The sequence below is a fragment of the Brevundimonas sp. genome (assembly GCF_041911375.1).
Classification (GTDB): Bacteria; Pseudomonadota; Alphaproteobacteria; order Caulobacterales; family Caulobacteraceae; genus Brevundimonas.
Genome location: NZ_JAYRPA010000077.1, coordinates 1 through 2,564, shown reverse-complemented (window position 1 = coordinate 2,564; position 2,564 = coordinate 1). Strand labels below are relative to the sequence as shown.

The window sequence follows — 2,564 nt, the reverse complement described above, 5'->3', positions numbered from 1 at the left end:
CGCCGTGGACTTGCCGGCGCCGTTCGCGCCCAGCAGGGCGTATACCTCGCCCGCATCAACGGTCAGGCTGAAGTCCCGCAGCACCGGCCGGCCGTCATAGCCCGCCTCTATCCCGCTCAGGACCAGCGCCGGCGCGACGCTAGATCCCAAGGTCGGCCTGCTGGAAGAGATCGAGAACATAGAGGGACAGGGGGCTGTCGCGGCCCACCGCGTCGGCCGCCGACAACAGGGACTGGCGAACCGCCGCGCGCACCCGCCCTTCGCCCCAAAGATCGACGAAGGTGGTCGTCTCCCGGTCCTGCCCCACGTCCTTGCCCAGGGCGTCCGCCGTCGAACAGGCGTCCAGCAGGTCGTCATACAGCTGAAAGGCGAAGCCCACGGCCTCGCCGAAGGCCGACAACCGCATCAGGTCGTCCGCGTCGCCGCCGCCCAGCAGGCCGCCGCCCCGCACGGTGGCCACGAACAGGCCCCCGGTCTTCAGATCGTTGATCTGCCTCAGGGCCAGGGCGTCGCGCGCGTCGGGGTCGTCGCGGAGATCGCGCATCTGCCCCTGCGCCAGACCGTCGAACCCGACCGCCTGCGTCAGAAGGTCCAGGGTGGCGACCCGCGTCTCGGCCGGCAGTCGGCTCTGCAGGATCAGGCGGGTGGACTGGTTCAGCAGGGCCACGGCCGCCAGCACGGCCGCGTCTTCGCCGTGCCGGCGATGCAGCGTGGGCTGGCCCCGCCTGAGCGCCGCGTCGTCCATGCAGGGCAGGTCGTCCAGCACCAGGGACGCGGCGTGAACCATCTCCAGCGCGCAGCCGTAATCAAGCGCATCGTCAGGCCGGCCCCCGACATGGGTCGCCGCCAGCATGGCCAGGACGGGCCGAACCCGCTTTCCATGCCCCAGCAGGGCCTCGCGCGCGGCCAGCGACAGCAGGGTGTCCTGAGATGGCGCCAGTTCGGCCAGACGCGACTGGACCAGAAGGCGCAGCGCATCGGGCGTGCACGCGTCGCATGCCTGAGGCTGGGGCCTAGCGCCGACGATCGCCATGACGGTCTCCTGGTGTCGCCGACCGTCGCGTTGCGACGGCGATCCGAACCTTTATGATCCCATACGGCATCACGACCGCGTCGGATGCAACCCGTCAGGAGCCGTTCCAATGTCCACCGCCGCCGACGCCCTGATCCGGCGCAAGGACGAGCACATCGACCATGTGCGGGCCGGACGCGGCGTCAGCCAGACGGCCTCGGGTCTGGAGGCGGTCCGATTCGTCCACGACGCCCTGCCGGACCTCAGCCATGACGACATCGACCTGTCGACAAGGTTCCTTGGCCGGCGCCTGGCGCGGCCCTTCCTGATCAGCTCGATGACCGGCGGCCCTTCGCGGGCCGAGGCGGTCAATGCGCGCCTTGCCGAGGCGGCCCAGGCGATGGACGTCGTTCTGGCCGTCGGCTCGCAAAGGGTGGCGCTGGAGACCGAGGGCGGCTCGGGTCTGGGCCTCGATCTGCGCCGCCGGGCGCCGGACGCCATGATCCTGGCCAATCTGGGCGCCGTCCAGTTCGCCCTGGGCTACGGCGTTGACGAAGCGCGGCGGGCGATGGAGATGATCGGCGCCGACGGCCTGATCCTGCACCTGAATCCGCTTCAGGAAGGCGTCCAGCCCGAGGGCGACCGCGACTGGCGCGGCGTCGGGCGCGCGATCGAACAGGTCGCCGCCGCCTTTCCCGGCCGTCTGATCGTCAAGGAAACCGGCGCCGGCCTGTCCGGCGCCGTGGCGCGGCGTCTGGCGCACATGGGCGTGGCGGCGCTGGACGTGGCCGGCGCCACCGCTTTGTCTTTCCGTCTGGCGCGTTCCTTCGATGAGGCCGCCGAATCGCGTGGGGAAGCCGCTTTCGCGCGGGCGATGACGCCGGTCGTGAAATACTGGGTGTGCAAGATCGCGCCGGCGCTGCTCTACGAGGCGATGGAGTGTCTCGGCGGCAACGGCTATGTGGAGGAGGGGCCACTCGCGCGGTACTATCGCGAGGCTCCCGTCAATGCGATCTGGGAGGGCTCCGGCAACGTCATGGCGCTGGACGTGCTGCGCGTGCTCGGCCGGGCGCCCGCGCTCTTCGAGGAAGTGCTGGCAGGGATTGAACGCGATCTCGGCGCGCATGGGCGCGGCACCATCGGCGTGCTGCGCGCTGCCATTCAGGTCGCCGAGCGCGACGAGGGCTCGGCCCGTATCCTCTCCGAGCAGCTTGCGCTGGCCGCCGCCGCAGCGGAACTGAAACGGCTGGGGGCCGGGCGCATCGCCGACGCGTTCCTCGAAACCCGCCTCGCCGGGCAGTGGCGCGGCACCTACGGCATGCTGGACGCCCGCCACGACGCCCGGGTGATCGTCGAGACGCTCTACCCGCAAATGTGAAGGCCGTACCTCGGAGTTGTGGGAACAAGTACCGGTCGGCGCGCTTGTTTTTCCACAGGCGTCCGGTTCGCCGTTAACCTTAACAAATGGTTTATGTTGCCGGAGGCACGTGGGCGCGCGAATTTACCATATGCCTCCGGGGTCATCATGCGGCGAATCCTGACCAATGCCATT

Annotated in this window: 3 protein-coding genes; 1 reads left to right on the top strand and 2 read right to left on the bottom strand. The window is 69.9% G+C overall.

Going from position 1 to position 2,564, the window contains the following annotated elements; translation table 11 throughout:
* Both ACE3PU_RS13310 and ACE3PU_RS13305 read right to left on the bottom strand, forming a co-directional pair.
* A partial coding sequence (locus ACE3PU_RS13310) for an ATP-binding cassette domain-containing protein (protein ID WP_374390568.1) occupies window positions 1-180 on the bottom strand: 180 nt, incomplete at its 3' end.
* Complete coding sequence (locus tag ACE3PU_RS13305) at window positions 140-1,033, bottom strand: polyprenyl synthetase family protein (RefSeq protein ID WP_374390566.1); 894 nt, start codon at window positions 1,031-1,033, stop codon at window positions 140-142. The genes ACE3PU_RS13310 and ACE3PU_RS13305, both read right to left, overlap by 41 nt.
* Before the next feature lie 109 nt (window positions 1,034-1,142).
* On the opposite strand from ACE3PU_RS13305, the gene ACE3PU_RS13300 reads away from it, so the two are divergent.
* Entirely contained in the window at window positions 1,143-2,390 is a 1,248-nt protein-coding gene (locus ACE3PU_RS13300) for an acyl-CoA dehydrogenase family protein (protein ID WP_374390564.1), read from the top strand.
* Window positions 2,391-2,564: the final 174 nt, after the last annotated feature.